A 23,783-nucleotide genomic window follows, 5' to 3' on the forward strand; every position below is an offset into this window, starting at 1 on the left:
GGCTCGGCCTTTCAGTGACGGGTGAAGCTGGTGACCGTTTCGACATGGGCGCTCCACCGGAACTGATCAACGACGTAAAGCGGACCCATCCGCCAGCCTGCCGCGATCATCGTGGCAGCGTCGCGCGCAAAGGTCACAGGATCACAGCTGACCCATGTGATGTGTTTCAGGTCCGATGCGGCGAGTTCCGCTGCCTGCGCCGCCGCACCGCTGCGGGGCGGATCAATCACGGCGGCGTCGAACCCGGCCAGCTCGTCGGGCTGCAAGGGGCGGGCGGACAGGTCGCGGGTTTCGGTGGTGACGCGATGCAGGTCGGGCGCTTCGCGCCATGCGGCATCCAAAGCTTGCAGCGGCGCTGAAAGGCCCTCCACCGCGTGAACATCTGCATGGGCGGCGAGGGGCAGTGCGAAGGTCCCGCAGCCTGCGAAAAGGTCGACGATCCGTCTGCTGCCGTCCAGCGTTTTGCGCACGACGCTGAGCAGCGCTGCCTCTCCTTCAGCTGTGGCTTGCAGGAACGCGCCGGGCGGCGGGGTCACGCGGGCGGCACCCATTTGCCGGACCGGCGAGCGGCGGGTCATCGGCGTGCCGTCCCAGTCGAGGCGCGCGAAATCGCCCTGCCGCATGATCTGTCCCAGCTTTTCAGTCAAAGCGGCATCAAGTCCCTTTCCCCCGCTGACCGCAACATCCAGACCGGCAGGGCTTTCGGTAACGGTCAGCGACAGCTCTGCGCCCCGCGATGCGCCGCTGATGACCAGATCACGCAGGACAGGTAGCGCGGCATTGATGGCGGGCCTCAGGACAAGACAGTCATGCACATCGACGAGTTGATCCGACGCCCGCCCGTGAAACCCGACCAGAGCCCCCTTTTTCGTCCGGCGACCCGAAAGAACCGCCCTGCGGCGAGAGCGTTCGGGTGATGTGGCGACGCCCGCTATCTGTGCGCTGATGCCATGCGCCGCAAGCGCGGACGTGACCAGATCGGCTTTCCAGCGTGCGACAAAAGCATCATCGGCGTGCATCAGCGCACAGCCGCCGCAGCTTGCATAATGCGGGCAGGCGGGACGTTTGCGGTCGGGCGACGGCGTGACGATACGTGGGGCGGTGATGCGCCCGTCCGCTGCATCGCCCTCGATCATTTCGCCGGGCAGGGTGCGGGCGGCAAATGCCCGCGCGCCATCAGATGCAACGGCCACACCGTCGCCATGTCGGCCCAGCCTTTCGATTTTCCACTGTGTCATAGCGGCCTAATTCACCAGCCGGTCGATCATACGGATATTGGATGCCGTCCGGTTCGCCGTTCCCACGCCATCGTTAAAGGCATCAAGCGCCTGTCGTTCAGGCGTGCCCGCACAGGCGGCCAGTCCAAACAGCAAGGTTAAAGCGATCAGGTGGCGCGGCATAAGCTGGCTTCCTTTGACAGACGCGGCCAGTCTAGGCGGTCGCGGCCTTCGCCGAAACCTCTTCATCCTCATCACAGCCAAGAAAACCACCAGACTGACGGTTCCAGTATCGCGCATAGGTGCCTTGCTGGGCCAGAAGTTCTTCATGGCTGCCCTGCTCGACGATGCGGCCATCCTCCAGCACGACGATGCGGTCCATCTCGGCAATCGTGGACAGGCGGTGGGCGATGGCAAGCACGGTTTTACCCTCCATCACCCGGTCCAGAGAGGTCTGGATCGCCGCCTCAACCTCGCTGTCGAGGGCAGAGGTCGCTTCATCCAGGATCAGGATCGGGGCGTTTTTCAGGAAGGCGCGGGCAAGGGCGATACGCTGGCGCTGACCGCCGGACAGCTTCACCCCGCGTTCGCCCAGATGTGCCTCATAGCCCTGCCGACCGTCATGATCCTGCATCTCGGTGATGAATTCATCGGCCTCCGCCGCTTCGGCTGCGGCCGTAATCTCTGCCTCGCTGGCGTCCGGGCTGCCATAGCGGATGTTGTCAAAGGCCGAGCGGTTGAACATCGCCGTTTCCTGCGTGACCATCCCAATCTGACGGCGCAGGCTTTCCTGCGTCACATCGCGAATATCATTCCCGTCGACCCTTATCGCGCCCTTTTCAACGTCATAAAGGCGCAGCAGCAAACCGACGAGCGTCGATTTCCCTGCACCCGACGCGCCGACAAGCCCGACCCGTTCGCCAGGTTGGATGGTCAGAGAAATGTCATGAATGCCGCCACGCTCATCTTCACGGCCATAGCTGAAGCTGGCGTTTTCGAATCGGACTTCACCTTCGACCTGCGTCAGATTTATGGCATTCGGCGCGTCAATCAGTGCGTGTGCCGGGGCCAGCGTTTCCATCCCGTCCTCAATCTCACCAACTGAACCCCAGATACCCATTAGCGTCATGCTGACCCAGCCGGACATCTGCGACAGGCGCAGCGAAATGGCCCCGATGGCAGCGATGTTCCCGGCAGTCGCATTCCCCGCTTGCCATTGCAGGATGGCTCCGCCGATCAGAATGACTGGCAGGACACCGGCCAGCGTCATCAGCGAAAGTCGGAACCAGGTCGATACGACGCCGAAATCCACTGCACGTTCGCGGAAACCGGCCATTGCAGCAAGGGCGGCGCGATCTTCGTGATCGGCATGGGCGAACAGCTTGACGGTCTTTATATTGGTGATCGTGTCGACGACCTGCCCCGTCACCGTGGCACGTGCAGACGCGCGGGCAGCGGAATGACTGCGGATTCGTGGCAGGAAAAAGCGGATCAACAGCGCAAAGCTGGCCAGCCATGCGATCAGCGCGACGGCACCCCAGATGTCGATGGACAGAAGAAACGCAGCAGAGCCGATGATAGCGGCAAGCGCAAAGGTCACGACATTCACCATCTCGCCCGCGACATCGGTGATGGCACGCGCGGTCTGCATCTGTTTTTGCGCCAGCCGTCCGGCGAAGTCGTTGTCGAAGAAACTGACCGATTGCCCCATCGTCCAGCGATGCAATCGCGACAACACCAGCGGCAGGATATTCGGCCCGATAATCACGTTTGAAGAGGCCGTCGAAAAGCCGAGGATCAGGGGTCTGATGACCAAAAAGAACAGCACGAAACCCAAGATGATCGGCCAACTTTGACCCCAGATCGTATCTGGTGTGTTGCTGGCAACTGCATCGACGACCGCGCCCAGAAGCGTTGCGGATATCACATCCGCCGCACCACTCGCCGCCGAGGCAACCGCGGCAATCGACAACCCACGGCCAGAGCCTTTCAGCGCCCAGCCGATAAAGCGCAGCAGCGATTGCGGCGGCGGGCCGTCGGCCGGGCGGAATGCGTCGATCTGGCGCGCGAATACGGAATGGATGCTCATGCGTCTTGTTTCCCTGCCTGCCGAGCCGTTTCAATCAGCGCCGCGCGTTCAGAGGAAAAGCCCGACGCAAGCCAAAGTTCCTCTGCCGCCTTCAACCCGCGACCGAGAGCGGCGCCTTGCAAGTCCGGCATCAGATCTGTGGCAGCTATCGGAAGTGCAGCGTTCGCGGCGCGCCCGACCTGTTCCTGCCAATCTTCAGGCAGCGGTTCCCGCCTTGCCAGCCGCACCAGCATTGCGTCATGGGCAAGCGCCTGGCCGTGGTAGTAGCCGGCTTCGGCGGGGCTGAGCTCAGCGGCAAGTGTCAACGCCTTCAAGCGGTTCGTTTCAGCCCGCGACAGGCGTAGCCCGGCCAAATCAACCTGCGCCGCAATCAGCGACAAGCGGCGCAGCCAGTCAGGGCTGGTGCCGTCAGTCTTTTCTGCTTCGATCAGCGCGGGCATGGCTGAGATATCTGCACCCGCCAGAACGAAACTCAGCACACCGGTTTGCGCCATCAACGCCAAGGCATGTGACGGATCGGGCGCGGACAGAAGTTTACGCATTTCTGCCCCGATACGCTCTGCCGAGACGCGGGGCAGCCCCTCTTTCTCTGCCGTGATCGCCTCTGTAGCGCCGGGGGCTGAACTGTCCGCATACCAGGCATAGAAACGAAAGAACCGCAGAATACGCAGATAATCCTCGCGGATGCGGGCGGTGGGATCGCCGACAAAGCGCAACACGCGCCGCCGAAGATCAGGCCAGCCACCGACCGGGTCCAGAACCTTTCCGGATGCCGTTGCGTAAAGGGCATTCATGGTAAAATCGCGACGTGCGGCGTCGTCCTCGATTCGGTCAGAGAACGCGACGGTTGCGTTCCGGCCATCGGTTTCGACATCGCGGCGAAAGGTCGTGACCTCGAAAGGCGTGCCATTCGCAATCACAGTGACGGTACCGTGCTCGATGCCGGTCGGCACGGTTTTCAGCCCTTCGGCGGTCGCCAGCTCCACCACGCGCAAGGGAATTGCATCGGTTGCGATATCGATATCATCGACCGGCTGACCCAGAACTGCATTGCGCACGGCACCGCCCACGACGAAGGCACGATGCCCGCCGTTTTCCAGCATTGTCAGAACCCGCCGCAGCGCGGGATCATCCAAAAACGCGGCGGAAACCCTCATACCGACAACCGTTCTGCAAAGGCGTGCAGGATGCGTGCCGTGGCGCCCCAGACGTAATAGGGCCCGTAGGGCGCCACGCGATAGGCGCGCCAGTTGCCCCGCCATATCCGGCCCTCCAGCCGGTAATTCGCTGCATTTGCGATATGGGCGAAGGGCAGAGCAAAAACCTCTGCGACCTCACCGGGTTCCGGGACGGGCGTAAACGCCCCGCGGATGATGCCGACAACGGGCGTGATGCTGAATTGGGTGACGGTGCGATGCGCAGGCAGTGTGCCGATCACTTCAACTTGCGAGGGAAGAAGGCCGATCTCCTCCTGCGCTTCACGAAGTGCTGCGGCGACGGCGTTTTCATCGGACGGGTCGACCTTGCCGCCCGGCAGCGCGATCTGACCCGGATGATGGCGCATGGTCGCGGCGCGTTTGGTCAGGTACAGCCGCCCGTCCGTTTCGTGAAAGGCAACAAGAACACCGGCGTCGCGCAATGGAAAGTCCGGTGGTTTGACATCCGGGCTGGCATCGTAGTCCGAGGTCGCGGCGGTACTTGCCCGGACCGCCGCGATCAATCGATCGACAAGCGCCTGACCACAGGGCCGGTTCAGCCATGCCGCATCACGGCGCGCAGCATCGCCCGCCCCGTGATCCGTTACAGCAGCTGATCCGATCCGGATACTCATTCAGCGGCATTGTCCTGTGGCAAGTCATTGCCGTCGGCGTCGACCGTTGCCTCAAACCCCAAAGAGCGGGGATCAAGTTCGTAATGCGCGCCGCAGAACTGACAATCGGCGGTGACCAGCCCTTCCTCTGTCGTCATATGGCCGATGTCCTTCTGCGAATAGATGGACAACGTACCGCGAACCTTATCCTCGCTGCACGGGCAACCGAACTCGATGCGCTGCGGGTCAAACACACGCGGTTGTTCTTCATGGAACAGCCGAACCAGCAAATCGGTCGGTGCGAGCGTCGGGCCGATCAACTCCATCTCCTCGACCGTCGAGAGGAGGTGATTGGCGCGGGTCCAGTCTTCTGATTCCCGGCCTTGCAGGATATCTGCAGCTTCGACCAGGCCATCCTGGCCGCTGCCGCCCTCGCCACCTTGTGCGGGCTTTGCGGGCAGGGTTTGCAGCATGATACCGCCCGCACGCCAGCCGGTTTTCTGACCGGGCATGATGGACTGGCCGTAAGACAGGGCAAAGCTGCTGGGCAATTGTTCCGATTGGGCGAAATAGGTGCCCGCGCAGGCAGAAAGCGATCCGCCCGCCAAGGGCGTGATCCCTTGATAGGGCTGCTTGCCGGTACCCTGATCAATGAGGATGGCAAAATAGCCTTCGCCGATCTGGCCGAAATGCGGCTCTTCGGTCAGCCGCTCGGCATCAAAGCTTGCCCATGCGCGGATGCGGGCCGGACCGCCTTCGGTCTCTGGCGCGTAGTAATCTGCCGCGACCGTGCGGATCGCGCCCTTGCCGCGCACCTGAAGCGACAGTTTCCAGCGTAACTTGATCGTCGGACCGATCAGGGCGGTCAGCAGCGCGAGTTCGGCAACGGCGGCCGCGACCGGTGCAGGGTAGTCGTGACGGGAAAGAATATGGTCAAGGACGCCGTCCAGCCGCGCCATCCGGCCGCGTATATCAGAGCGGTCGAACTGGAATGGCAGGACCGTATCGTCCCATGCGATCTGGTTGATCTGTGTCATGATTGGCCTTCGGAGTTCGTGGCGCCGGTATGGCGCCTGTCACGGACCAATATAGTGCAACAGTCGGCGATCCCAAGGGTCCGTAGGCTTCAGGCGCTGCAAGCGGTCGCGTGCGGGTCGGCGCCGGGGGCGTGTTTCGATGGATTATTGATAACCCCTGACAAGGGCCGCCGATACAAGCGCCCAGCCATCGACCACCACAAAGAAGGCCAGTTTGAACGGTAATGCGACGACCGCAGGTGGCACCATCATCATGCCCATCGCCATCAGAACCGCCGCGACGACCAGGTCAATGACAAGAAAAGGCAGGGCGACCAGAAATCCGATCTCAAAGGCTCGCTGCAGTTCTGACAGCATGAAAGAGGGGACAAGGATGCGCAGGCCGTCCGGATTAGTCCCTTCCGGCAACAGGCTGCGCATATGATCCAGAATGTCGGGACTGGCCCGGGCCGACATGAATTCCTCAAACGGCTGAACGGCGCGGAGCAAAGCCTCTGCAACCGTAATATCGCCCGCTTGCAGCGGCGGGCCGGCCGCCTGCCAGGCCGCGCTGAGGACCGGGTCCATGACAAACCAGGTAAGAAACAGGGCCAGACTGACGATCAGCATATTTGGCGGTGATTGCTGAAGGCCCAGGGACTGACGAAGGATCGACAGAACCGTGACCATGAAGGGAAAGCAGGTCACGGTAATGGCGATTGCCGGGGCAAGCGAAAGCACGGTCAGCGCGATGAAGATAACGATGGAGCTTTGCCCGACGCCACCCGCCCCGCTGATGGCACGTCCGGCGGCGCCCGCTATGTTGTCCGGCTCGAAGATGCCAACACCTTGATCCGCAGCGATTTGGGCACTCGCGACTGTTGCGAATGCCTGCATAATCAGCGCGGCCAGCGTGACAACCCGTCGCAGCTTGGCGCGAAGCGGCATCTAACCTTCCTCTGCCGCCGCGCGGATGATGCGCACCATCAGGCTGTCGGATCCGCTGTCACCTTCGATCAGTTCGCCATAGGCGATGATATGGTCGCCCGCACAAATCTCGACCCTGTCGTCAATGGGTTGATCAAGCGGCAGGATATCGTCTTCCTTCACCCGCGAAAGCTCTGCAACTGTCAGCCTGCACCGGCCGATGCGTATGGTTATCTCAACGGGAATGTTGTCGGTCGGGACAATCTTGCCCAGGTCCATCTGGTTCCTCCTCTATATCCAGCATCTCTGCGAGAAGTTCGCGGATAGCCGCTGTGATCTGTTCCGTTTCGATGGTTATGCGACCGCCATCAAAGCTGATTTCGGTTGCCGTTCCCGGCAGAAGCGTGACCCCCTCAAGGCCGAGTTCCTCGATCCGGTCCGCTACGCTGGCCAAGGCCGATGCGCCGCCAGAGATGCGGCAGGTTGGTGCTACGCCCGCCAAGCAAAGTCGTTGAAGTTCGGCTGACAGAACTTCGGTCACCCGGCCGGCGGACGTGGTTGCAAGTTGTCCGGTGATCGCGTCCAGCACAGGTACTATCGCGGCAAGCGTTGAGCGGATGGTTTCGGCGCGCAGCTCTGCTTTTTCCTGTGCTGCCGATGCCGCCAGCTTCAGCGCTTCGGTCATCTCTGAAAGCGCTGCGTCTCCTGCTGCTGCCTCTCCATCCGCCAGGCCACGAAGGTACTCCTTTTGCAGATCTTCTGCTGAGAAGGTTTCTGGCGGCGCCACGACCGGGCCTGCGAAGTTTTCGAACCGAAGCAGCGCGCTCATGTCGTTGGCCTGTCGTCTGCCCCGATCCATCCGTTAAGCAAACGAACGGTTTCTTCCTGCCGATCCCTCATCAAGCGTTTTAGCCGTTCGATGGGGTCGCTGTCGCTGAAGTCAGTATCGGGCGTGTCGAAGTCAAAATCGGCCGCTGCCATCGACAACATCGGCAGGTCGTTGCTCAGGTTCATGTCCTGGCTGGCCTCGCTGTCGACTGCAGACCCGTCCGACATAGCGAAGTCATTGACCTGCAACGGTGCCGTCGTGTCCAGAACGGCACTGGTGCCGGGGGCGGTCCTGCGAATGGCGCGCAGTGTAAGCGCCATGGCAATGATCGCGAAAACGCCGACCAGTGCCAGCTTTGCCAGCGATGCAACGGCCAACCTGTCAAACAATGTGTTGGTCTGAGCGATCTCGGTGCCGGGACTGGCATTGGCAACAAAAGGCATTGAACGAACGATCAACTCGTCACCACGCTCTTCATCATAGCCGACAGCGGCTGCCACAAGATCCCTTATCGCCGACAGCTCATCCTCTGTTCTCGGGGCGGGGGCGGGCGTTCCGTCTTCGCCAGTCGCCGTTGCCTCTCTGACAAGAACGGCGACGCTCAGACGCCGGATCGCACCCGGCTGACGTTCGATCTGGCGAGTGATGCCGCCGAATTCGTAGTTGGAGCGCTGCCGGGTCTCTGCCCGCTGGGAGGTTTGCTTGCCGGTCTCGTTTCCGCTCTGCTCTGGCAGGTTCGAGGCCGCGGTAACAGGCGCATCGCCAACAGAACTGCTTTCGTCAGTCAGCTCTTCCGACTCCTCCGAAATCATCGCTCTTTGCGCCGGATCGATGCTGCGCTCGACAAGCTGTTCGGACTGGGTGACAAGTTCGATGCTGAGTTCAACGATGGCATTGCCTGCACCAACATGCGGGCTGAGAATGCGCTCCACATTCGCTTTCATCTGCGCCTCACGATCCGCTGAATTCTGATCGTCCGGCGGACTGATTAGCCCCCGCGCACTGTCTATGACCGAGACATCATCGGCCGTCAGCTCCGGCACCGCGGATGCAATCAGGAAGCGCATCGCACTGGCTTGTGCGGGACTGACCGGGGTGCCATCGGTCACAACCGTGACGGAAGCCGCGCCGGGCTGTCCGCGCCGGTAACCCCGTGATTGCGGCACGGTCAGGTGCACGCGCGCCGAGCGGATCGTCGGGATCGACAGAATCGTCCGCGCAAGCTCACCTTCCTTGGCGCGCCAATAGGCTGCATCGAACATCTGCGACGTGGTGCTGAACCCCGACATTTTGTCCAGAATTTCATAGCCTGCACCTCCCATCTGCGGGAGGTTTTGTCCCGCAAGATCCATGCGCACCCTGTCGCGCTGCGCCTCGTCGACCCAGATCGAGCCGTTGCGGATTTCAAAACGAATGCCGCTTTGCTCAAGATGCGTAACGATAGGTGCCGCCTGGACATCGTCCAGCCCGGAATAAAGCAAAGCCATCGGAACGCGCCCGGCCAAGGCGATAAAGGCAAGCATCAGCAGGAAACTTAAGGCGAAGCCGCCGCATATGGCCAATCTCTGCCGGAAGGTCCGTGAGGTCCAGAATTTCAGCAGCTCATTCAATTGGGCACCCTTCGATTCGTGCGTTCAGCCTTCCCGCTTCTGGCACGATGCCCGTTAATTATTGGTTAGTTCAGCACTGCTATCCCCTGTTTCCGAGAAGGGAGAATCGTATGGCTGATACAACGAAGAACCCAAGCACATCGCGAGGGCGTGGCCGTCCGGCCCTGATAATGGCCGCGTTGCTGTTTCTGGCAGGGGCCGGCTCATTCGCCGCAGCTTATGCTGGTCTTGTTTCGCCCTTGGCGATGCTGCGTTCTGGCGAGATGACCGGAAAGAACGCCGCGGTGGGTTTCGTGGAGGTGCCGCGAATCATGGTGCCGATGTTGGGCGGCACACGTCAGATCGTGCTGAGCGTAAAGCTTGAAGCAGAGCCTGAAAGGGTCGCCGCGATCAAGCAGCAGATGCCACGCATTCTCGACAGCTTTAACCTCTTCCTCAGCAATATCGCCCCCGCCGCAATCGACCGCCGCGGCGTGCTGGAGATCATCCGAACAGAGCTGCAGACGCGAATTGACATGCTCCTCGGTGAGGTCGGCGCCGCAAAAGTACTGATTACGGAGTTTGCGATACAATGAGCTGGGACCTCATCCTTTCTGTTGCCTCTGCAATGCTGCCCGTGCCGCTTGCGCTATATTGCTATGTGCTGTCGCGCAGGCTGCGAAAGCTCAACGATCTGGAAAGCGGCTTGGGTGCGGCAATCGCAGTCATGTCGGCTGAAGTGGCACGACTTGAACGCTCGATCCGGCGCGCAAAGACAGAGGCAGAGCAGGCAGCGCATAATCTTTGCGGAACAATTGCAACTGCGCGGGATGAACAGGCGCAGCTGGCCCTTCGGCAGGACATAACACGGGCTGGTGGTATCCGTCCAAGGAGGTTGAAGCCGCGCCGAACGGAAAGGGCAGGTGCCGATGCCTAGGTTAATCGGAGCCTTCTTTGCCCTTTCCCTTTTGCCGGTCGCGGCGCTTTCACTGCAACCGTCTCAGCAGGCTGATAAAGCTGAAAATGAGGGCGATCTTCTGGCCGGGTGTGGCGACGTCCCAGAGGTCGTGGAGCTTGTGTCCCGCCTGACAGTGAGGGAAGACAGAATTGCCAAAGCCCTGGCCGCGCTCGACCGCAAGAGGGCCGGGATCGAACAAAGCCGTGCCGCCATCACGGCAGAGTTGCGCAGACTTAAGGGTAAACAGGGCCAAGCAACCGGCTCCAGAACCAACAAGCAAAAGGCCGTAGACGACGACATTCATCGCCTTGTCGCGGTGTATGAGGCGATGAAGCCCAAAGACGCGGCCGCCGTGATCGACAGCCTGCCGCCCGAATTTGCAGCAGAGCTTCTGATGCGGCTCAGCCCTGAATCCGGAGCGCGCATTATCGCGGCAATCGACCCCCAGAATGCAGCGATCCTCACCGCTTTCATGGGCGCCCGCAGCGCAGCAAAAAAATAAGAGGGCACCATGTTCGGCGCATTTGGCATACTCCTGACCGTCAGTATGGTTTTCGGCGGATACGCGTTGGCGGGTGGCAAGATCAGCGTGATCCTTCATGCGCTGCCATTCGAAATGATGATTATCGGCGGTGCTGCTGCGGGTTCATATATTTTGTCAAACAGCGGCAGCATCCTCAAGCAGACGTTTCCGTCGCTGTTGCAGGCATTCAAAGGGCCGGTGTGGAAGGCGCAGGACCATGAGGATTTGCTTTGCCTGCTGTTTCAACTGCTGCGGCTTGCCCGCAGCAACCCGGTCGAGCTGGAAGAGCATATCGAGAACCCGCAGGACAGCAGCATCTTCAGGGCCTATCCACGGGTGATCGCCGATCACGAGGCGGTTTCGATCATTGCCGACACCCTGCGCTCGGCCAGCCTGAACTACGACGATCCGTATCAGGTCGAGGATATGCTGTCGAAGCGCATCGCACTGATCAAGGAAGAACAGATGCACGTCCCACATGCCCTGCAAAGCATGGCTGACGCATTGCCCGCGCTTGGCATTGTCGCGGCCGTTCTTGGCGTCATCAAGACGATGGGTTCGATCGATCAGCCGCCGGAGGTGCTGGGCAAGATGATCGGCGCCGCCCTTGTCGGCACCTTTCTGGGCGTGTTTCTGGCCTATGGCCTTGTCGCGCCCATCGCCAAGCGGCTGGAGACGGTGCGCGGCTGTGATCTGGCGTTTTACGATGTCATCAAATCGGTGCTTGTGGCTGGCCTTCACCAGCACGCAACAAATCTTTGCGTAGAGGTCGGTCGCCAAACCGCACCAGAGGATCTGCGACCCAGCTTTGTCGCGCTCGAAACTGCACTGCGCGAGATAAAGAGGGCTGCGTGATGTGGCAAATCTTCCTGCTTTCGGCTGCACTGTCTTCCGCACCGGATGTTCATGATCTGACGTCATTCACGCAAGAGGTGGACCGGATCGTTCTGTCGGGGCGACGTATGCCACCGGCGCTGCTGCTCGATGTGGCGCGGCTGCAGCGCCCCGCCGATCGCATGCTGGCACTTGTCTATCTGCGACGTACTGGCCTGCTGACGGGTGAGCCTGTGTCGCTGGATCGCGTTGTTTTCCACGAAGACGATGGAAACGGCTCTGGCGCGGAACCTTCCGAGGATCCGTCGGATGCAGATTGACGCAGCCCGTCACAATGCGAAGGACGGCGCGTTGAAGGGCACCCTTGTCACGGTAGGTCTGGTGCTGATCGTCCTGATGATGGTCATCCCGATGCCAGCGATGGCACTGGATTTCGGGATTGCGGTCTCTATCGCCACTGCGACGATGATACTGGTCATGGCATCCACTGTGGCACGGCCAACCGACTTTCAGGCATTTCCCGTGCTTCTTTTGGTATCGCTGGCGATCCGTCTGTCGCTGAACGTGTCCTCGACCCGCCTTATCCTGACCGAGGGCCATACCGGAACCAGTGCCGCAGGGCATGTCATCGACGGTTTCGCCCGCTTCGTCGCCGGTGGATCATTGCTGATCGGTCTGACCATCTTCGCGGTTATCTCAGCCGTGAACTTCGTTGTCATCACCAAGGGTGCGGGCCGCATGGCGGAGGTCTCGGCGCGCTTTGCGCTTGACAGCCTGCCCGGCAAACAGCTTGCGATTGATGGCGACCTGAATTGTGGTGCCATAGATCACAACGAAGCAAGGCGACGCCGCGAAAGCGATCAGCGCGAGATCAGCTTTTTCGGCTCTCTCGACGGGACGACGAAATTCGTCAAGGGCGATGCAATTGCGGGCATTGTCATCACGCTGATCAACCTGCTGGTCGGTATGGCGATGGGGGTTGTTGTCCATAATTTGCCGGCGGCTGACGCACTTCAGAACTACTCGCGCCTGACGATCGGGGATGGGCTGGTGACGCAGGTGCCGTCATTGATCACGTCAATGGCGGCGGCGCTGCTGCTTTCGCGTGGTGGCGCGACAGAGGAAACCTCGAACCTTATCCTCGGGCAGGCAACGGCAGATTGGCGAGCGCCCGCCGTCGTCGCCGCAACGATGATTTTGCTGGCGCTTGTTCCGGGTATGCCCAGCCTGATTTTCATCCTGCTCGCGGCAGCGTTGGCTGTTGCAGCATGGAAGATCAGCCTGCGCACGCCTGAAACCGGGCCGGAACAGGCGGAGGATGAGCCAACGACCGAGCTTCCCATCCGGCGCATCGGTGACGATATTGATGTCGATGATATCTCGGTCGAAATAGGTGCCGATCTCGTTATTGATGCGCTCGATACAGGCAAAGGGCTCGCACCGCGCATTGCCAGCCTTCGGACACATATCGGGCGAAGCTTCGGCCTCGTTTTGCCAGAGGTCCGGATTACGGATGACACCGCCTGTGCGCCTGATGAGTACCTGATCAGGGTTCATGGCGTCAGGCGCGGTCGTGGCAGTCTGAAAATCGGCATGCTGCTGGCCCTTGGGGATGAAGATGTGCTCGGCAACCTTCCGGGCGAGACGATTGCCGAACCGGTTTTTTCTGCATCGGCGAAATGGGTAGAGCCGGGATTGCAGGAAGCCGCCGCCCTTGCGGGGGCAACCATCATCACCCCGATGGAGGTCCTGTCAACGCATCTGATGGAAGTGACGAAATCCTGCATGTCGGATCTGCTGACCCTGTCATCTCTGCAACGCCTGATCGCCGAGCTGAAAGAGATGAGCGACCCCTCGCGCGGAAAGACCTATCAGCAGTATTTCGACAATATGCTGCCGGACAAGGTAGCCCCCGAACTGTTGCTTGGTGTCCTGCGGCTGATGCTGGATGAGGGGCTGCCGATCAGGAACCTGCCCCTGATCGTGGATGCGATCCATGAACACCGGAACGCGGGTTCGGCGGAAAATGTGTTCGAGGCGATCCGGCACCGGATGCGCGGTCAGATCACGCAGGCCATGATCGGCAATTCTGGCCGATTGAATGTGCTGCAGCTGCACCCGGTCTGGGAAACCGAACTGTCGAAGCTGGAAGCTGCGGGGCAAAGGAGCGGTGAAGGGCTGCCGGTCACCGACCTTGCGCGCAAACTTGCGACACAGCTTCGCAAGACCCTGGCGACACTCGATCAGGGGCAGGAACTCGTTCTTGCCGTTGCAGATCATCGAAGACGGTTGGTTAGAGAGATGGTGATCTCTCAATCGATCAGAATACCTGTTCTTGCATTGGGTGATATTGATCCCGCCGCTGACATCAGCCTGCTGGCGACAATCGGCAACGAATGAAGTCGGCTTTGTCTTTTCTGCCGCCGGATATGCTGACCGTGCTTCTTCCGCTGATCCTGACCTATATGCGGGTGCAGGCTATCATTCTGGTTTTGCCCGCATTTTCGGCGCGTATTTTGCCCGCCAGACTTCGCGTCGGCCTGGCTATGGCGCTTTGTCCTTTCGCTGCGATATTGGCGCCAGAACATCACCGGGCCGATGATCTGGCTTTGCTAGCATTCGCGATTGTCGCGCTGAAAGAGCTTTTTCTGGGCGTTATTGTGGCACTGCCGGTGCGGCTTATCACCTTTGCGCTACACACGGCCAGTTCAGCGATAGGTGCAACCGCCTCTTTGTCGCAATTGATCGGAACTGGGACAGAGGCCGCGCCGCATCCCATTGGCAACCTGTTTCATCTGGCAGGTCTGGCGCTGCTGATGGCTTTGGGCCTTCCCGTGATGCTGATCGAAATGATCGTTCATAGCTATCTCGTCTTCCCGCCGGGTTTCTCAGTTGATGTTGTGCTTCAGGTACACGCTGTGGTTGGGCTGGTCGGTCAGTCCTTCGTTCTGGCAATGGCACTGGCATCGCCGTTCATTCTTGGCGGGTTGCTGTACCAATTGCTGACTGCGGTCGTGAACAGGGTCATGCCCACTTTGCCCGTTGTTTTCATTGGTGCGCCCGCGATTATCCTTATGGCGCTGATCGGGTTGGCCGTTCTGTCACCGGGAATTCTGCAGATCTGGGCGGATACAGTGCTAGGGGCGGGTGCCCTACCGCGATGAGCGAAGAGCAGAACGACGACAAGCAGTTTGAGGCCACCGAACAGAAACTGCGAAAGGCGCGGGAAAAGGGTGACTTCCCACGATCGACCGAGGTCAATGCGGCGCTCGCCTATCTTGGCGCGTTGGTGGGGGGCGCGGTCATCATTGACTGGTTGCTTCCCGCATGGATGCTGGCGAGCACCGGGGTGTGGTCAGATGTCGGGTCGACCCGCGCCCCTGACGGCAGGACGACGACGGGATATGACCTCGACATGGCAATGCGGGTCTGGGGTTCTGCGGCGATCTATACGCTCGCTGCGATCGCGATACCGGCGGCGGTTGTTCTGATAGGGTTGGTGGTACAGCGTGGGGTGGTGTTTGTTCCCAGCAAACTTTCCGTCGATATGTCCCGTATCAATCCGGTGAAAAACGCGGGTCAAAAATTCGGTAAAACAGCGCTCGTGACCTTCGCCATATCCGTTTGCAAGGTTGCTGCGGTCGGTTTGGGGGGCTGGTTGCTTTTTCGGACCATGCTGGCCGAATTGCTTGCGACAGGGGCAGCGAAGGGATGGCTGACTGGTTTACGGGCTGTGATTGAAAATGCGCTGCTGCTTTCCCTCGTCATCTCGGCGGTGTTCGCGATTGCCGATCTGGGATGGAAACATCTGGATTTTCGGCGTCGCAACCGCATGTCCATGAAGGAGATGAAGGATGAGATGAAGGAAAGCGATGGCGACCCGCATATGAAATCAGCGCGGCGCCAGAAATCCATGGAGATCGTCATGAGCTCCATGCTGGCTGATGTGGAGCGGGCTGACGTCGTGATCGTCAACCCGACGCATTATGCCGTTGCGCTGACGTGGAAACGGGGAAGTGGAAAGGCACCGGTCTGCGTCGCCAAGGGTACAGACGCAGTTGCCGCGCGGATCAGGCAGCGAGCGGCTGAGCATGATGTGCCGGTTTGGTCCGATCCGCTATGCGCGCGTGCGATTCATGCGAGCGTCGATATCGGCGCGGAGATAGAGCCGGACCATTTCGCTGCCGTGGCAGCCGCAATCCGGTTCGCTGAGACGATGCGGGAAAAGGTGAAGCGCGGCTGGTAAAGGCTCACCGTGGGCTGGAGGCGAGAGAATGAAGCTGGAGAAAGAAAAGCTCGGGAAACTGGCACGGCTGGCCGGACTGCGCTCGGACGCAGAGCTGGAGCGTTTTGCCGCCTTTCGTCGTCATGTCGAGGCGCTGAGGGCCGAACGTGCCGAGCGAAGTTCAATGCTTCACCAGCTTCTGATCCGGCAAGAGCCATTCACGCTTTCCGGTGCCGCGTCGGCACATGTGCAGGCCGGAAGGCTGGCGCGCGATATCGCGCGGATCGATGACGAACTTGATCGGCTGAGGCCGAACTACACAGCGGCGCTTGGAAAAGCGCAGAAAGAGTTCGGGCGCGTCAGGGTGCTGGAGGAGCTGGCCGATAGAGCGCAGCCGAAAAAGGCACTCAGACGGTGACCACCGGTTCTGTAGGTAAAAACGCTGTCACTGGCGCGCGCCGCTTAAACCTGTTCGCCGAACCCGAACTGGATATAGTCCCGCTGATAGGCAGCCTGTGCAGCCTTTTGCAGCGTGTTATCGGTCAGAAATTCCGGCATCGGCTCTGACAGAGGCGTGGCCGGCGCCGGAAGGCCCGCCGCACTCGCCATCCAATTCAGATCCCGTTCCAGAGTATCTTCGCGCATAATCATATCGGGCGACAGGAATTGGGCGAAACCGGCCAGAACCTCTGTCTGGCTGGCCCAAACAGGCAGCATCTGCAAGCTTGTCTGTCCGTTCAGGCAGCGCCGCAGAAAGCCTAGAAAGTCCATGAACAGCTGGTGTTGCTGCTCTGGAGTCATGTCAAAAAGCGCCTCATCAGCGGGCAGAGGGACACGGTGCGTTTCGCGCATTTGCTGGCGAAGCTCTGCCGGGGCCGCGCCGATCAGATGCGAAAAGGCCGACCATGCACGCCGAAGCGGGTGGCGCAGAACGGTGAAGCTGCGGTGATCGGGGTGACAGCGCAGCCATTTCCGCAGGCTGGTCTGGTTGTGATTTCCCTTTATGGGGGCATCAATGGCTTTCAGCCATGAAAGGATGGGATCAGTCGGGCCGCCTTTGACCGGCATAAAGACAAGGCCGCCGCCTGCCTCACTGGTGTAAAAGCTGGGAACGGCGGGGCCGCGCTTGGGTTCGAATGTCGGAATGCGCGACAATTCAAATGGATCGAACTCTGACAGATCCCGGCGCATGGCGTCGAAATTGCTGACCTTGGACGACATCTCGCGCGGGTTCTGCGGCACCTGATCCGATGCCGGGCTGACCTTTTCCAAGTCCGTGCGGCCCAGCCAATGCAGCAATCCCGTCATGATCTGACTGTCGCGCAGATCGTCGTAGTTCAGCCAATATGCTGCCTGACCTGACGTCTGCAGGCGGTGCAGAACGCGACCCTGAAACTCTCGGATTGACGCAAGCGTTTTGCGAAAGGCCGCCCCGTCATATTCGATTGCGGCCGGTATCGGTGTCTCTGTCTGGTTCAGCTTCCACTGGTTCGTGTGCCATGCCAGTTCGGTCGAAACATAGCTTTCAAGCGGATTGCGGGTCAGCACAATCTTGGCGCAGCGTCGGTTTGCCATGATCGCATCGAACACGCGTGGGTCGTGATCGTGGAAATAGCGGAAGCCTGACAGATGGTCCTCGCGGCCAGTGATAGCGGCGAGCAACGACAGCGGATCTTCCTCGCGCTGCTGCTTGGAGATCCCGCGGATCTGATCGGTGTCATGCCAGCCGAGCATATAGGGGTTAAATGCCTCGCCAAAGCAGGTGACACGCTTGATGGCGTTCAGCGTCGCCTCCAGCAGGTTAGAGCCGGTGCGCATTTCCGCAAATATCACGAAGCTGTTGAAATCAGACATGCCATTCCTGTTCCGAACGCGTGGCCGGGAAATCGCCCATCAGGCGTGGCTGAAGACCCGCGTTTCGCAGGCGTTGAAGAAAGCGCCCCAACTGGTCAAGATCGCGCTGCGCGGGTAGTTGATCGTATAAAGGCCATGAACCGGAAGCGTATTCCAGGTCGCGCACCACCCGTTGAAGGATTGCGCCGGGACGCGCGGCAAAGTCAGAAAGCTCCCATGTTTCGATATTTGCCTTGACCCAGACTGATCGCAAAACTCCAAGTTGCGCCAGTTCGATCTGCTGCAGGCGGGCGGCGACACGCCGAATATCGTCGAAAGGCATCTCCGAATGCATCAGGGGGACAACCCATGCCCCTGTGACGACCCGGATGGTAGCGTTTGGATCTGTGGCTGTGAACCAGTTCAGCGCCTGATTGTCGCGCGGGCCAAATTGAAAGACCTGTGGCCTTTCTGTGATACGGATAAGGCTGGTCAAAAAACCTGCCGCATCGTAGTCGCGGCTTTCCGGGTATGTGGATAAGCCGCCCGGACCGATCTTAGGCCGACCGGCGAATTCTGCACCGTCCGGTCCCAGCAGATGCCCGTGAACGTCGGCTTCAACCCGTGCGGCAAGCCAGTTTTCGAAATTAGGGAAAATGTCCGTAAAACCTTGCAGGATGGCGTAAGGGGCGGCGGTCTTGCCGTTCTCCTGATCTTTCTTGGGAAAACGGCTTTGCATGTAAAGACCAGGCCGACCCAGTTTGCTCCGCGCGACGGTGGCACTGATCAGGCGCTCTATTCGCGCGGGGTCGGGTTCATCGCGGACATTTCCCGGCCCCGCATCCTCCGGGAAACGTGACAGGAGTTTTTCGGCGCCGGGCCAGATCTTGCGGGCAACAAAGCAGCGCGATGCGGCCAGCATATCGGCGTGATCGTCGTAAAGGATATAAGGCTTTCCGCGGTAGTCAAAGCTCGACACAGTCAGCGAGCGGCTTTCGATCCGTTTTGAATGCCTGCGCGCCAATGTCTGAAAATAGCTTTCGTCAGGTATCCAGGACCACCTGAAGAAGCGATCGAATTCTCTGCGTCGCGGGTCTTCAAGGATGTTGGATAAAGTTTTGCGAGTCAGACACCACCATTGCGAGCCGAGGTGAGGGACAATTCCCTGTGGTAGCCTGCGTTTCAGCCCGATACTGCGTTGAAGCGCGACAAGCTGGTCGAACAGCCGTCGATTTCTACGCCATGAGACAGGGAAATAGTAAAGGAAACGTTCCATGTTCAGACCGCCAACCGTCCAGCCGACATCCTGAGCGGTCACGCTCTCAATGAAGTCAACTGCAGGGTGCCGTGTCAGATACTCGCAGAGTTCGGGAACTGGGCGCAAGGGAAGGCAACTGCCCGACGCCACGAAAACATGAGTAACGTCGTCGAATTCGTCCAACAGGGTTCTGCCGGCGGCCTGTGTCGCCTCTACCATAGAGAAGCGGCCCCAATCGCAGCGCTGACGTTCTACCCACGCAACATCTGTCTGACCCGACAGAGAGCCGCGCAATTGGTCATATTCTTCTTGCCTGGCCCTTCGGTCGACATGGATCGCCACCGCGGCACCGCCATCCCGCCATGCGCGTACCATGCTGGCCGCGACCTGCAACTGATCGTGGCACAGGAGAATAACGCCGATCCGTGTCGGTGCCGTCATGCCCAGTTCCCTTGCGAGATAAGGCCAAGTTCTTGCAGTTGCCGCCAGCCTTCGTAGCGCCGGGATTCCTCGTTCCAAAGCGTCATGTCACCCTGAAGTCCGGCGGAATAGGCACGGTATTCCTGGCTGTTGGCGTAATGTTGGCCGCGCAGCATTTCTTCATCGGATTTTTCGATGAATGTGGATAGAAATTTCGCGTGCAGAAGGGCCCCGGCGATACGCTCACCACCATTTTCGTCATAGACGAGGTTCAACGATCTTGGCAGCGCCATATGCGTCGAGGAGACGTAGACATAGTTGCGCTGCCATTTCACCAAGGGGATCTTATTCAGCGCCGGGGCGAGTTTTGGATCGCGGCCGAAAAAACTTCGCGCACGGGGCCCGCCCTGTATCCACAAATTTCCATAGCGCCCGTTCTTGTGGATCATATAGTTGGCGGGATCAAAGTAGCAGGCAATTTCCAGCGGGTTGGTGCCAGACCGGTAAGGCTCATCCCCGATCCGGCCCTTGGGATAGACGTCCAGCAACATCGCCGGAAGCGACTTTATGGCCGAGGCATTCATCCAATGCGTCAGGGCCTGTATGGGTCGGCTGTCGCAATGTGGGTAGACCAGAAATTCATCGGGATCGACTGTCAGGCACCAGTGCCCTGAGCCATAGCGGAAAAGCAGCCAGTTCAGCCAGTCCATCCCGAACCGAGAGGCTTTGTAGCTTCCCGATGTGCTCCAGACCGAAACGTCTTGTTGCTCCTTGAGGTATTCAAGGCTTCCATCGTTTGACCCGTTATCGACGATCAGGAAATGCCCTATCCCCATATTTCGATAATAGTCCAGAAAGAAGGGGAGTCTTACAAGTTCGTTGCGAAGCGTAACGAAGCATAAAATTGCGTCCGAAGGTACTTTCCGCAGGCGTGTTTCGACCGGCACCACCTGTTTGCGGCGTCGGATGGCGCGGCCAAGATACCATTGCCGTGTCGCCCGTAATCTCAGGGCGTTTAAACTTGAACGAATTCCTACGCTCACTTTGGATTACCACATTATGCGTTCAAATCGAACTTTCTTATGCTCCTCTACCCTGAGGAGCAAATTCTAGCGCGTGATTAACAATACGGAAATGGTTCTCCCACCCGGAAATTTCTAATTTCTTCATACGGATAGGGTTGATATTCGCAAGCTCAATGATTTTTCCGGCCCATTCGTCAGGGTTGGATGCGGGCAGATAGGTCGCATAGTCGCCAATGAGTTCTCGTGCAGACGGCAGCGGTGTGCACAGTAAAGGGACACCGCGCGCTGCTGCTTCGGTCAGCGGCAGGCCGAAGCCTTCAGCGAAGGACGGCATAAGCAAACCGTGGCAACGTTCGACCAGTGCAGCGACCGCCCCATCGTTCAGATGATTGCGCTCTTTAACCGGTCCATCGAGGGGGAGAGCGTCGAGGCGAGCGAAAACTTCGTGGTTATTCCAGCCGCGACGTCCAATGATGAAAAGCTGTGGAATATCCTCGCCCGACATCCGGTCGCGGATAATATCCCACGCATCCAGAAGCAGGGCGTGATTCTTGCGCGGCTCTATCGTGCCAAGTGCCAAGAAAAACGGTCGTCTCAGATCGAGATCGCCGGGAATTTCGTCCGGGCGCGAGGGCGACAAAGTCGTGCCGATATGCGCGACAGCAATGGGCGCGCGCCGTGTGATTGCCAGCCTGCCGCGCCACAATTCGATCCGCTCTGCCGTGGCCTGAGAGATTGCGATGATCTGATCGGCGAATGTCAGCGCTGTCATAAAGCGCGTGCGGAATTTTTTTGTCTGACCCTCTCGGGTATATTCGGGATGATCCAGCGGTATCGTGTCGTGGATCATCACGACGCGCTTGCACTCCGACATGTTGGCCAGAAAAGCGCGATCCAGATTCGAATGGCCGACATTCAGATAGGTGATGTCACGGCCAAGGGACTGCATCGCTTGTCGGACCAAACCCTTCCCGGACCGCCCCGCAGAGAAAAGGGCCATTTCGCGAAGTGCTGTTTTGGCGCGGGCCGCGCCACCGTTCTGGCCAGCGAGCCGTTCCCGCCATCCCGGTTGGACCGGAAGGTCCCACCTGTTGCCCGAAATCCACCGAAGAATCTTCGGCCCCGCTTCTGGTGGCAGCAAAAGCTGTCCACGGCTGACGCGGCAGATCAGGTTGTGCTTGCGGCTCGCGACATGTCCAAGCCAGGCGGCCTCGACCCGGTCTATCCCTGTCAGAGGGCCAGTGCCGATGCGAGACACCAGCCTAGAGACGTCCAGAATGACCGGCGCCTCAGCCGCCATATCCACCGATCTGATGCCAACGCCATGCGTCGCGCACCATCTGCGGCATCGTCGAACGTTCGGGTTTCCACCCAAGAACCTTGCTTGCCTGCTCACTTCCCGAGACGAGCTTCACCGCGTCGCCCGCGCGCCGAGGGCCTTCCTGGGTCGGCACTTCACGGTTGGTGATGCTGTCCGCGGCTGAAATAACCTCTCGGACAGAGAAGCCTTTGCCGGTGCCAAGGCAAAACACCTCTGTCCCGCCCCTTGTCGGTCCATTGCCGGCGCGAAGCCAGTTCAGTCCCAGAACATGCGCATCGACCAGATCCATCACATGAACATAATCGCGGATGCAGGTACCATCTTCTGTCGGGTAATCCGTTCCGTGAACCGTCAGTGCCGCGCGCTTCCCCTCGACCGCATCCAGGATCAGCGGAACAAGATGCGTCTCGGGCTGGTGAAACTCTCCGACTTCGCCATCGGGATCTGCGCTAGCGACGTTGAAATAACGGAAAATCACACTGTTCAGGCCATCAGACGCGCCGAAATCCTTCAGCATATCCTCGATCGCGCGTTTCGATGCGCCGTAAGCGTTCAGCGGGGCCTGCAAGCTGCCCTCATCCAGCACCACCCCGTCCTGATCGCCGTAGGTCGCGCAGGTCGAAGAGAAAACGAAGTCACGCACTCCGGCATCGATCGTCGCTTCTATCAGGTTCAGCGAGGCGCAGACATTGCCGCGCCAATACTTGCCGGGCTGGCTCATCGCCTCACCGACCTGACTGAGCGCGGCGAAATGCATGACTGCAATCGGCTGGTATTCACTGAAAGTCTGATCCAGGAGAACACGGTCCATCAGGTCGCCGTGAACAAACGGACCGAATTTGACAGCCTCACGCCACCCCGTGACCAAGCTGTCATAAGTGACGGGAAGGTATCCTGATGCTTTCAGCGCCTTGCACGCATGTGAACCGATATAGCCGGCGCCGCCGGTAACAAGAACGGTTGGCGGCATTACTCAGCCGCGCGCTGCATCGACATAATTTCTTGAAGGTAATCGAGAAAATCTGCCCGCAGATCTTCACGCTCCAAGCCAAAGGCGACGGTTGCCTGCAAGAAACCGGCTTTGGAACCGCAGTCGTATCGCTGGCCGCGGAAGCGCAGACCGAAAACGTCGCGGCCTTCGGTGATTTCGTCAGCGATGGCGTCGGTCAACTGTATTTCACCACCCGCACCTTCGCGCAGCTTGTTGAGGTTCTGAAGCACGGTCGGCGCAAGAATATAACGACCGATCACCGCAAGGTTGGAAGGCGGGTTTTCTTTCGGCTTTTCAACAAGACCGCGCGCCTTGACGATGGCACCCATATCCTCTGCCACGTCCAGAACACCGTAGGCTTTGGTTTTTTCCATCGGCACTTCCATGGTGGCAACCATTGTGCCGCCGGTTTCGCCATGTGCCTCGATCATCTGCTGAAGGCAGGGCGGCTCACCCATGATGACGTCATCTGTCAGAATGACGGCGACAGGTTCATTTTCCGGGACAAGGCGGCGCGCGCACCAGACGGCATGACCCAGACCCATGGCCTTGTGCTGGCGGACATAGGCGATTGCCCCCGAATCCATGTTTGTCGCGCGCAGGATGTCCAGCAGATCGTTTTTGCCGCCGCGCTTGAGATTCGCTTCCAGTTCATGTGCATGATCGAAGTAATCTTCCAGTGCACCCTTCCCGCGAGAAGTCACAAAAATAAACTCTTCAATCCCTGCAGCGCGGGCTTCGTCGATCGCGTATTGAATAAGCGGCCGGTCTACCAAAGTCATGATTTCCTTCGGAATAGACTTCGTCGCGGGCAAAAATCTCGTGCCGAGTCCGGCAACAGGAAAAATGGCTTTTGTAACTTTTCGACTCATGAAGCAAATTCCTTTTCCAGGGACGCCCCCCATCGACTGACCTATT

At 59.6% G+C, this 23,783-nt stretch carries 25 protein-coding genes; 9 read left to right on the plus strand and 16 right to left on the minus strand.

The features are described 5' to 3' along the window. Positions 1-11: 11 nt before the first annotated feature. The 10 genes from PAF20_RS15895 to fliF all read right to left on the minus strand — a co-directional run bounded on the left by PAF20_RS15895 (position 12) and on the right by fliF (position 9,498). Positions 12-1,238 carry a class I SAM-dependent RNA methyltransferase gene (locus PAF20_RS15895; protein WP_271071566.1) on the minus strand — a complete coding sequence of 409 codons (1,227 nt, stop codon included), beginning with the start codon at positions 1,236-1,238 and terminating at the stop codon, positions 12-14. Positions 1,239-1,244: 6 nt separating this feature from the next. Beyond that, entirely contained in the window at positions 1,245-1,400 is a 156-nt protein-coding gene (locus tag PAF20_RS15900) for a hypothetical protein (RefSeq protein WP_271071567.1), read from the minus strand. Positions 1,401-1,431: 31 nt separating this feature from the next. Further along, positions 1,432-3,306, minus strand: coding sequence for an ABC transporter ATP-binding protein (locus PAF20_RS15905; protein WP_271071568.1), 1,875 nt, complete (start codon positions 3,304-3,306; stop codon positions 1,432-1,434). Further along, positions 3,303-4,463, minus strand: a complete 1,161-nt coding sequence (locus PAF20_RS15910; RefSeq protein ID WP_271071569.1) for a CCA tRNA nucleotidyltransferase — start codon at positions 4,461-4,463, stop codon at positions 3,303-3,305. Before PAF20_RS15910 ends, PAF20_RS15905 begins: the two co-directional genes overlap by 4 nt. Then, entirely contained in the window at positions 4,460-5,137 is a 678-nt protein-coding gene (locus PAF20_RS15915; RefSeq protein WP_271071570.1) for a CoA pyrophosphatase, read from the minus strand. The genes PAF20_RS15910 and PAF20_RS15915 overlap by 4 nt, the downstream gene beginning before the upstream one ends. Beyond that, positions 5,134-6,153, minus strand: coding sequence for an Hsp33 family molecular chaperone HslO (hslO, locus tag PAF20_RS15920; RefSeq protein WP_271071571.1), 1,020 nt, complete (start codon positions 6,151-6,153; stop codon positions 5,134-5,136). The genes PAF20_RS15915 and hslO overlap by 4 nt, the downstream gene beginning before the upstream one ends. Before the next feature lie 144 nt (positions 6,154-6,297). After that, positions 6,298-7,080, minus strand: coding sequence for a flagellar type III secretion system pore protein FliP (fliP, locus tag PAF20_RS15925; RefSeq protein WP_271071572.1), 783 nt, complete (start codon positions 7,078-7,080; stop codon positions 6,298-6,300). Then, positions 7,081-7,338 carry a FliM/FliN family flagellar motor switch protein gene (locus PAF20_RS15930; RefSeq protein WP_271071573.1) on the minus strand — a complete coding sequence of 86 codons (258 nt, stop codon included), beginning with the start codon at positions 7,336-7,338 and terminating at the stop codon, positions 7,081-7,083. Beyond that, positions 7,295-7,888: a hypothetical protein gene (locus PAF20_RS15935; RefSeq protein WP_271071574.1), complete on the minus strand. Its 594-nt coding sequence runs from the start codon at positions 7,886-7,888 to the stop codon at positions 7,295-7,297. The genes PAF20_RS15930 and PAF20_RS15935 overlap by 44 nt, the downstream gene beginning before the upstream one ends. Beyond that, positions 7,885-9,498, minus strand: coding sequence for a flagellar basal-body MS-ring/collar protein FliF (gene fliF, locus PAF20_RS15940; protein ID WP_271071575.1), 1,614 nt, complete (start codon positions 9,496-9,498; stop codon positions 7,885-7,887). Before fliF ends, PAF20_RS15935 begins: the two co-directional genes overlap by 4 nt. 110 nt (positions 9,499-9,608) lie before the next feature. Here fliF and PAF20_RS15945 point away from each other — a divergent pair, with 110 nt between their 5' ends. Genes PAF20_RS15945 through PAF20_RS15985 form a run of 9 tightly spaced genes read left to right on the plus strand, consistent with a single transcriptional unit; the run spans position 9,609 to position 16,435 of the window. Further along, positions 9,609-10,073 (plus strand): flagellar basal body-associated FliL family protein, encoded by a 465-nt coding sequence (locus PAF20_RS15945; protein WP_271071576.1) that lies wholly within the window; start codon positions 9,609-9,611, stop codon positions 10,071-10,073. After that, on the plus strand, positions 10,070-10,414 hold the full coding sequence (locus tag PAF20_RS15950) for a hypothetical protein (RefSeq protein ID WP_271071577.1): 345 nt from the start codon (positions 10,070-10,072) through the stop codon (positions 10,412-10,414). The genes PAF20_RS15945 and PAF20_RS15950 overlap by 4 nt, the downstream gene beginning before the upstream one ends. Beyond that, complete coding sequence (locus PAF20_RS15955; RefSeq protein ID WP_271071578.1) at positions 10,407-10,937, plus strand: MotE family protein; 531 nt, start codon at positions 10,407-10,409, stop codon at positions 10,935-10,937. Before PAF20_RS15950 ends, PAF20_RS15955 begins: the two co-directional genes overlap by 8 nt. A gap of 9 nt (positions 10,938-10,946) precedes the next feature. After that, positions 10,947-11,813 carry a flagellar motor stator protein MotA gene (gene motA / locus PAF20_RS15960; RefSeq protein ID WP_271071579.1) on the plus strand — a complete coding sequence of 289 codons (867 nt, stop codon included), beginning with the start codon at positions 10,947-10,949 and terminating at the stop codon, positions 11,811-11,813. After that, positions 11,813-12,112, plus strand: a complete 300-nt coding sequence (locus PAF20_RS15965; RefSeq protein WP_271071580.1) for a hypothetical protein — start codon at positions 11,813-11,815, stop codon at positions 12,110-12,112. Before motA ends, PAF20_RS15965 begins: the two co-directional genes overlap by 1 nt. Further along, positions 12,102-14,192 (plus strand): FHIPEP family type III secretion protein, encoded by a 2,091-nt coding sequence (locus PAF20_RS15970; protein WP_271071581.1) that lies wholly within the window; start codon positions 12,102-12,104, stop codon positions 14,190-14,192. Before PAF20_RS15965 ends, PAF20_RS15970 begins: the two co-directional genes overlap by 11 nt. 8 nt (positions 14,193-14,200) lie before the next feature. Next, on the plus strand, positions 14,201-14,956 hold the full coding sequence (locus PAF20_RS15975; RefSeq protein ID WP_271071582.1) for a flagellar biosynthetic protein FliR: 756 nt from the start codon (positions 14,201-14,203) through the stop codon (positions 14,954-14,956). Continuing rightward, the gene (gene flhB, locus PAF20_RS15980; protein ID WP_271071583.1) at positions 14,953-16,038 is read left to right on the plus strand and encodes a flagellar type III secretion system protein FlhB; all 1,086 of its coding nucleotides are present in this window, start codon (positions 14,953-14,955) and stop codon (positions 16,036-16,038) included. The genes PAF20_RS15975 and flhB overlap by 4 nt, the downstream gene beginning before the upstream one ends. Positions 16,039-16,066: 28 nt before the next feature. Then, a complete protein-coding gene (locus tag PAF20_RS15985; protein ID WP_271071584.1) occupies positions 16,067-16,435 on the plus strand; it encodes a hypothetical protein in 369 nt (122 codons plus the stop codon). Positions 16,436-16,479: 44 nt separating this feature from the next. Here the strand turns inward: PAF20_RS15985 and PAF20_RS15990 are convergent, their stop codons facing one another. From PAF20_RS15990 to PAF20_RS16015, 6 genes are all read right to left on the minus strand, one after another. After that, positions 16,480-17,871 (minus strand): sulfotransferase family 2 domain-containing protein, encoded by a 1,392-nt coding sequence (locus PAF20_RS15990; RefSeq protein ID WP_271071585.1) that lies wholly within the window; start codon positions 17,869-17,871, stop codon positions 16,480-16,482. Then, positions 17,864-19,549 (minus strand): DUF5927 domain-containing protein, encoded by a 1,686-nt coding sequence (locus PAF20_RS15995; protein WP_271071586.1) that lies wholly within the window; start codon positions 19,547-19,549, stop codon positions 17,864-17,866. Before PAF20_RS15995 ends, PAF20_RS15990 begins: the two co-directional genes overlap by 8 nt. Continuing rightward, positions 19,546-20,364, minus strand: a complete 819-nt coding sequence (locus PAF20_RS16000) for a glycosyltransferase family 2 protein (protein ID WP_491899794.1) — start codon at positions 20,362-20,364, stop codon at positions 19,546-19,548. The genes PAF20_RS15995 and PAF20_RS16000 overlap by 4 nt, the downstream gene beginning before the upstream one ends. Before the next feature lie 244 nt (positions 20,365-20,608). Beyond that, complete coding sequence (locus PAF20_RS16005; protein WP_271071587.1) at positions 20,609-21,853, minus strand: glycosyltransferase family 4 protein; 1,245 nt, start codon at positions 21,851-21,853, stop codon at positions 20,609-20,611. Next, a complete protein-coding gene (gene galE, locus PAF20_RS16010) occupies positions 21,843-22,844 on the minus strand; it encodes a UDP-glucose 4-epimerase GalE (RefSeq protein ID WP_271071588.1) in 1,002 nt (333 codons plus the stop codon). Before galE ends, PAF20_RS16005 begins: the two co-directional genes overlap by 11 nt. Then, entirely contained in the window at positions 22,844-23,737 is an 894-nt protein-coding gene (locus tag PAF20_RS16015) for a UTP--glucose-1-phosphate uridylyltransferase (protein ID WP_271071589.1), read from the minus strand. Before PAF20_RS16015 ends, galE begins: the two co-directional genes overlap by 1 nt. Between the last annotated feature and the right edge of the window lie 46 nt (positions 23,738-23,783).

This window comes from Paracoccus albus (assembly GCF_027913035.1).
GTDB lineage: Bacteria > Pseudomonadota > Alphaproteobacteria > Rhodobacterales > Rhodobacteraceae > Paracoccus > Paracoccus albus.